The sequence below is a fragment of the Paenibacillus sp. 1-18 genome (genome assembly GCF_000520755.1).
GTDB classification, from domain to species: Bacteria; Bacillota; Bacilli; order Paenibacillales; family Paenibacillaceae; genus Paenibacillus; species Paenibacillus brasilensis.
On sequence record NZ_ASSB01000150.1, the window covers coordinates 1 to 6,482 of the forward strand.

Sequence of the window (6,482 nt, forward strand, 5' to 3'; positions counted from 1 at the left end):
TGGCACCTAATGAGAAATGGGTTACTGATGTAACGGAATTCCACTTGTTTAGACAAAAGATATATCTGTCTCCGATTATGGATCTGTATAACCGTGAAATCATCATACGTTGCTACATTTCATAATTTTCTTTTAAGTTGGGATACACGGCCTTGAGAGATTTCTAAAATTTCAGCATAAACCTTTTGTGAGCTGCTAGGCGTAATGAATGATTCAGTTACACTAGCTTTAGGAGCTGGTGACTTAAGTCCTTTTATACAATCCAAACAAATAAAACATCCTCGATTACTCAAATAAGATAACTCCTCAGTTGTTCTACAAATCTTACAGGCTCGTTCGGCGTACGGAGCTGAATGTCGCCCAGCTCCGTAGAAACCGTCTTGGCAGCTGATTTCCCGTTGCGGCTATTGCTCGTCTTCTTATTCTTCGTATCGTGTTTGGCGTAGCCCAGATGGGCATCCAGTTCCGCTTCCATGAATTCTCTGAAGCGTAATCCGCAAACAGGTTCTTCAGCGCATTCTGAATATCTCCTGCGGTCTTGATATCGTTCTCTTGAATAAAGCTTTTTAATTGTTCTTTCGTAAACAATCCCATCTGTGTTCTCCTGCCTCTCGGTGTCTACTACTAGAGTAGCTTGGTTTAGGAGTTTACACAAATTATTTTACAGTCTCTTATTATCTCCATATTATGAGACACAATATATCCTACATATTTATTTTTGCAGTGCCTTTTGCTTCCCTTAGGATTTTCATGAGTTGTGAAATACGGCTTTGTGCTACGCCAAGTAACCTTGCATACTCAAATTGAGTAGAATCAGGTTGTTTTTGTATAAGCTGTTCGAGTTTATCGAGTTGCTCTTGTTTTGATTGCCGTGGCTGTCTAATATTAAGTAGATTAAAGGCGCGTTCTGGTGGTAGCTGTTTTTGAGTTTGAACAAGGCAGGGTTTTTCTTTCATTTCACGAATACAGGATTCACAAATAAATGAATCCTTGAAATAGGAAAGATTCTCAGTTGATCCGCACATCTTACATGTAGTACCCATATATTTTCTAATACCTAAGATTCCACTGTCATGATCTAAGAAAAATTCTACTGAGTCACCTATATCATAATCCATGGCCACTCGCATTTCTTTCGGGATTACAATCCGTCCCAGAGAGTCTATGGGTCTTGTCATACCTGTGTTCTTCAAGTAAAAACCTCCTCATAAGGAAATAAGTTGTATAAGAAAGGGAGCTTATCAATCATTTTGATGCTATAGGCTCTTTTAGGAAGGGGCTTCATTTTATCATCGATAAAAACGCCGATCATCTCGTCAATCTCTTGTGCAGAAGCTGCATAAACCCCAGGCTTACAATCATCTTTTAACTTGGTTAAGCTCGGTCACTTCAATATCCTTTTTACTGAATTCATAGGCTACTATAACATTCTTGATAATCTCCGTATCCTGATAGGCAAGGGAACCCTCAAACTCCAACGTATCGTTGTCCTTCCATTCTATGTTATTTGTAAAACTATAATTCTCATGATCAGAAACGATCCATGTATCTAAACGGTTTTGTGCACCAAATTTGACTCTTGCCGATTCAACTAATTCTGGGCTGACTCTACCTTCTTCAACATTTATAATTTCAATGAATTCACTTTTATTCGAACAGGTGACTACAGCGACCAGCTTTCGATCCGGTGAAGGGATAAGTTCTTTAATATACATGGATGGTTCTGAAAAACTTAGATACGCTTTAAGCACGTTGTCTTTTATTCTCCATAATACATTTTGGCTCCCATAATCCGAGTAATGGTTAAACAACGTAAATATCATACTGCCGTTTGCCAATTTATATATATTGGGGCTTTGATAACTTTTCGAAAGAACATCGATGGTGAAAGCAGCCGCATCAGCAATTTTTTTATTATCATTTGCTACAAACGGCTTCAGCTCGTTTAACGCTTTTATTCTTAATTTTGGATCATTAAAGCATTCTACTAACCTGTTAATGGCAATATAGACATGCTCGTCATTATCACTTTTTAGAGCTCGTAGAAATTTTTCTGCATCATACTCCTCAGAAGGCTCTAACTTTATGTCTTCTGCCGTTAAATATCGAATGTACAGCTCTTTATTTTGATGTTTATAATATTCCATGGCTAATAAAGCCGTCGAGGTAGAACTATATAAAACAAGACATGCAACCAAGGCGGCAATCCACTTTTTCGAAATTCCTCTTTTTCCTTTCACTTTTTCACAGTTCCCGGCTGCCTCAATCAAATGATCATCAATGAATCCGATCTCCCTAAACAACTCTTCACTTTTCACAGGTAACCCCCCTTTTGCCCAGATAAGCTCTCAGATTTTTTCTTGTTCTAAATAATATGGAATTCACTTTACTACTGCTCATATTAAACCTCATGGCAAGGTCCTCGATGGAATCGGAGTACCAATACCTCCGAATAAATATATTTCTTGCACGTACTTCTGTGTCATATAGAAATTGACTTATCAAATTTGCTAGTTCACCCGCTTCATACTCTCTCTACAGTACGGGGGGAAGCCAAACATCCCTCCAATTCGGTTAGCATGACTTCAAATTCACGATTACGCTTTTTCGCTGTATTATAACCATGTTTATCCAGCGCGATATTGCGTGTAAGCCTCCCTAGAAATACAATAGCCTCTCGGCATTCGCCGAGGCAGATGGGACAAGGGTTTCCGGATTCCATGAGCAAGTGGCGAAGAAACCCACAGCTACAGCGAAGAGTGAGAATAAGCACAACAGCTCATCGTCACATGATAAACCGTCTGCACCAAAAAAAGAAGTTGTTAAGCCTGTCCCTGAACCGACAGAGTCAACAGAGTATGTCTTCTATAAGAATTGCTCTGAAGCGAAAGCTGATGGAGCTGCTCCGCTCTATGAGGGACAGCCTGGGTACAGGCCTAAATTAGATAGAGATCATGATGGTGTGGCTTGCGAGAGATAAAACATTAACTGAAAAAGGAAACAAATTGATACAGAGCTTAATTGTATTTTTTAAAGACAGTCGTGTAAAATGACTTTTAATTTTATAATCTAATAAAAAGAGGTATAGAATATGGATGCTAAACAGAAACAAAAGGTGAAGACTGCTTTTGAGTCAATATTGAGAGCAGATTATATTTCTATAGAACAATTAGAAGAACTAGAATCCTTGGAGAAGTATTATATCGACTTTTATAATAACACTAGTAGCTTATTGCAGAAACAAGATAACTATATATCAGGTAGAAGAGGATCGTTATGGCGACGGAGCCAATCCGATCATTCTTAAATCGGAATTCGTCCTGTCGTTGTGCGAGCAGTTGATCGGCGGAAATCAGCTTGGCGCGAAGGAAAAGTCGCTCATCGATCGCTGTACCGCCGCTGTGTACCGCAAGTATTTGCGGAGCAACTATAAGGGACAGCCACCGACATTGCAGGATTTTCGCGCGGAACTGCTCAAGCAAGCAGAACCGGAGGCGCAGGACATCGCGCTGGCCATTGAATTATTTACTTCCGGTAGTCTGAATACGTTCGTTCAATTGACCAACGTAAACGTCCACAATCGGCTCATATGCTACGATATTCTCGACTTGGGCAAGCAGCTTCTTCCCATCGGCATGCTAGTCGTACTCGACAACATCTTGAATCGGATTACGCAAAATCGCGCCAGAGGCAAAAATACGTTTATCATTATTGATGAAATCTACCTTCTGTTCCAGCACGAATATAGCGCCAACTTTCTGTTCACGCTTTGGAAGCGCGTCCGAAAGTATGGCGCTTTTTGTACGGGCATTACGCAAAATGTGGACGATCTGTTGCAAAGCCACACGGCCCGGACCATGCTTGCAAACAGCGAATTCATCGTCATGCTGAACCAGGCCAGCACCGACCGGATGGAGCTTGCCGAACTGCTCAATATTTCGGAGCTGCAACTTTCATATATCACGAATGCAGATGCTGGGAATGGTCTGATGAAGGTAGGGAGTTCCCTTGTACCGTTTACAGACAAGTTCCCGCGGCACACGAAACTGTATGGCCTAATGACAACAAAGCCCGGAGAGTAATGGATAAACAGCAGAAGGCGGTTGATCGCAAACAGGATCAACTGTCTCTGCACTAAACATCATTTTTTTGCTCCAACAAAATCATAAACGCTCATATCAAGTCTGCTTCTATTCTGGCTTATTTCCGGCGTTCGGATCTGCAACAAAGTTAGTTTTATATTCTGTATATTTTAATTCCGGAACCATATCGGCAGAGGCGTGATGCAGATCATGACAATGGAACATCCAATTCCTTCTTGTTTGCTTCGAATTCGACAACGTATTCTTCATCCGGCTTCAAGTTCAACGAATCCTTGATGATTGGAGATCCTACAAGAGGTTTTCCCGTTCTTGCTTAGTACTTGAAACAAGTGACCGTACAGGTGCATCGGATGGTCGTCGGTTTTTCGAGTTCTTCATGAATATGGTAAAATAAATTAATTCAAATAATATACGCTATATTGGTTTATCGAATCTTTGTGAAAAGGACTACTGCATGGTTGAAGGAGAATATTGGATTATGTTTGCTTAGTATTATTATTTCTCTAACCAGTGATTTTGCAGTTCGAGCTAAGTCGTTGATTGTATGTTTCAGCGTAATCTTTATTATCATTTTGATATATAAAAAAAAGCTAAGGCGGATAACGACAATTGAAACGGAGACGTTAGCTCAACTAACCGCCCCCCTCAGAAGGCGGTTATCTTTATGTTTAGAATCAACAGTAAGGTTTAACATAGCATAATTAAAAATAATGGAGGCGATATGCATGCATACGATCCGGAACATGTTTAAGCAGTTGCATTGGGCAAACGAACGGATTCTCGAGCATCTGCGTACACAAGCCGATAACGAACAGGTGGTGCGGTTATTTGCCCACATTTTACATTCCGAGAAAACATGGTTTACTCGATTGTCGGGGAAAGACAGCTCGCATATTCCTTTATGGCCCGATGCCGATCTATCGGATTGTAGCCGATTGGTCGATGAAAACAATGCAAACTTTTCAGCGTATCTCTCTGTTATTGAGACGAACGGAAATTTGGAGGATGTCATCGCTTATAAGAATCAAACCGGGGCATCTTATGCCACGTCTGTTCGTGACATATTGACGCATCTAGCGCTGCATGGACAATATCATCGCGGCCAAATCAACACAATTCTACGTTCCGCAGGCGGCGAGCCCGTCAACGTCGATTACATCACTTATGTAAGAGAGCTTTCGTAGCCCTCTTTTAAAATAATATGAATGGCAACTTCACTGCGTTACCGGGTAGTTATGCGTTTTGTAAGGAGGCGAGTCTAATGCTCTATATATTTAGCGGGTTGCCAGGCACCGGGAAGTCCACGTTATCATCAGCTTTGGCTAGAGAGTTACAGGCAACGTATCTCCGGACCGATGTCGTGGAACAGGCTATTCGGGCCACTGGAACGTGGGTTGATGTACCTGCGGGTTACATCGTAAGTTATGCTATTGCATCGCAGACTCCGGTTGGGCCTCGACGTAGTAGCAGATACGGACAATCCCATCCAACTAACGCGCCAAGCTTGGCGAAACATGGCGGAATCTCTTGAAACTCCGTTTGTGGAAATCGAAGTGGTCTGCTCTGACGATCGTGAACACAGGCATCGAATCGAAACGCGTGTAGCCGATATTCCCGGATTTGAGCTGGGGCTCCTAAAGTATTTGGATAAAAAATGATAGAAGTGCGTGAGACCATCGACTGCGGTCATGGTTACAAAATAGCCATCGATATAGCAAAAGCAAGAGCGAGGTTCGCGGTCATTTTTCCACGAGTGCTCGCTCTTTTTGCTACGCTGTTATCCAATTGGCAGTTTGCAGGTACAATTTGGGCAAACGCGAGGCCGGAAGTGGTATTTTTTCATCCTTTCAAACCCCGTCTGCCAATTCGACAAGCCTCTGGATGCCTTCTCTCAATAGCTGCTCATTCAGATAGGAATAGCTGAGGCGTATCCATGATTTGTACTCCTTGAGCGGATCGCAAATCGCTCCGGGCACAAAGGTGATTGATTGCTTGATGCATGTACTGAGTAAACGTTCAATCTCCACCGTATCCGGAAGCTTCACCCATAAGTTGAATCCGCCTGCAGGGGAGTTCCACTGCCAGTCGGTAGCGGACAATTCCTGTTCTACGATATCCTTGCGGACCGCAAGCGCAATGCGAAGCTTCTCCATATGCTGCTGCAGCCGCTCGGAGAAAAAATAATGCAGAAAAATTTTCTGATTCACCAAAGGCGTCCCGCTGTCCGACAACAATTTGGCTTTTATCAGGTAGTTCATGATGGAAGGGCTGCAAGCAACGATGGCGATGCCGAGGCCGGGAGCGATATATTTGCTGAAGCTGCGAAGATAAATGACCCATCCTGCCGTATCGTAAGCAAAAAGAGGCAGTGGCGGGGGC

At 42.3% G+C, this 6,482-nt stretch carries 9 protein-coding genes and 3 pseudogenes; 5 read left to right on the forward strand and 7 right to left on the reverse strand.

Annotated elements, in window-relative coordinates; all coding sequences use genetic code 11:
• A pseudogene (locus tag L693_RS32105) lies at positions 1-104 on the forward strand (hypothetical protein); the annotation flags it as partial.
• 15 nt (positions 105-119) lie between these two features.
• Here L693_RS32105 and L693_RS29895 read toward each other — a convergent pair.
• The 5 genes from L693_RS29895 to L693_RS32110 all read right to left on the reverse strand — a co-directional run bounded on the left by L693_RS29895 (position 120) and on the right by L693_RS32110 (position 2,412).
• Positions 120-293 (reverse strand): hypothetical protein, encoded by a 174-nt coding sequence (locus tag L693_RS29895; protein ID WP_155983800.1) that lies wholly within the window; start codon positions 291-293, stop codon positions 120-122.
• A complete protein-coding gene (locus tag L693_RS29900) occupies positions 290-475 on the reverse strand; it encodes a transposase (protein WP_155983801.1) in 186 nt (61 codons plus the stop codon). Before L693_RS29900 ends, L693_RS29895 begins: the two co-directional genes overlap by 4 nt.
• Positions 476-704: 229 nt before the next feature.
• The gene (locus L693_RS0110015) at positions 705-1,193 is read right to left on the reverse strand and encodes an AbrB/MazE/SpoVT family DNA-binding domain-containing protein (RefSeq protein WP_025717150.1); all 489 of its coding nucleotides are present in this window, start codon (positions 1,191-1,193) and stop codon (positions 705-707) included.
• 165 nt (positions 1,194-1,358) lie between these two features.
• Positions 1,359-2,318 (reverse strand): hypothetical protein, encoded by a 960-nt coding sequence (locus L693_RS0110025; RefSeq protein WP_025717151.1) that lies wholly within the window; start codon positions 2,316-2,318, stop codon positions 1,359-1,361.
• Positions 2,308-2,412, reverse strand: a complete 105-nt coding sequence (locus L693_RS32110; RefSeq protein ID WP_331281087.1) for a hypothetical protein — start codon at positions 2,410-2,412, stop codon at positions 2,308-2,310. The genes L693_RS0110025 and L693_RS32110 overlap by 11 nt, the downstream gene beginning before the upstream one ends.
• A gap of 448 nt (positions 2,413-2,860) precedes the next feature.
• Between L693_RS32110 and L693_RS31270 the strand changes: the two are divergent.
• Both L693_RS31270 and L693_RS0110035 read left to right on the forward strand, forming a co-directional pair.
• Positions 2,861-2,980 (forward strand): annotated as a pseudogene (locus L693_RS31270) (excalibur calcium-binding domain-containing protein); the annotation flags it as partial.
• A 235-nt stretch (positions 2,981-3,215) separates the two neighbouring features.
• Entirely contained in the window at positions 3,216-4,082 is an 867-nt protein-coding gene (locus L693_RS0110035) for a VirB4-like conjugal transfer ATPase, CD1110 family (RefSeq protein ID WP_442950173.1), read from the forward strand.
• Between the two features lie 108 nt (positions 4,083-4,190).
• Here the strand turns inward: L693_RS0110035 and L693_RS31275 are convergent.
• Positions 4,191-4,468 (reverse strand): annotated as a pseudogene (locus tag L693_RS31275) (multicopper oxidase domain-containing protein); the annotation flags it as partial.
• Between the two features lie 360 nt (positions 4,469-4,828).
• On the opposite strand from L693_RS31275, the gene L693_RS0110045 reads away from it, so the two are divergent.
• Together L693_RS0110045 and L693_RS0110050 are read left to right on the forward strand one after the other, a co-directional pair.
• Positions 4,829-5,287 (forward strand): DinB family protein, encoded by a 459-nt coding sequence (locus L693_RS0110045; protein ID WP_025717154.1) that lies wholly within the window; start codon positions 4,829-4,831, stop codon positions 5,285-5,287.
• Positions 5,288-5,364: 77 nt separating this feature from the next.
• The gene (locus L693_RS0110050) at positions 5,365-5,634 is read left to right on the forward strand and encodes an AAA family ATPase (protein ID WP_231503589.1); all 270 of its coding nucleotides are present in this window, start codon (positions 5,365-5,367) and stop codon (positions 5,632-5,634) included.
• Positions 5,635-5,950: 316 nt separating this feature from the next.
• Here the strand turns inward: L693_RS0110050 and L693_RS0110055 are convergent.
• Positions 5,951-6,482: aminotransferase class I/II-fold pyridoxal phosphate-dependent enzyme (locus L693_RS0110055; protein WP_025717155.1), on the reverse strand; the 532-nt coding region annotated here is incomplete at its 5' end.

Bases quoted from the DNA above. Each gene is read 5' to 3' on its own strand.
- L693_RS29900 (WP_155983801.1), bottom strand. From the start codon at position 475: ATGGAAGCGGAACTGGATGCCCATCTGGGCTACGCCAAACACGATACG.
- L693_RS32110 (WP_331281087.1), bottom strand. From the start codon at position 2,412: ATGAGGTTTAATATGAGCAGTAGTAAAGTGAATTCCATATTATTTAGA.
- L693_RS0110050 (WP_231503589.1), top strand. From the start codon at position 5,365: ATGCTCTATATATTTAGCGGGTTGCCAGGCACCGGGAAGTCCACGTTA.
- L693_RS0110045 (WP_025717154.1), top strand. From the start codon at position 4,829: ATGCATACGATCCGGAACATGTTTAAGCAGTTGCATTGGGCAAACGAA.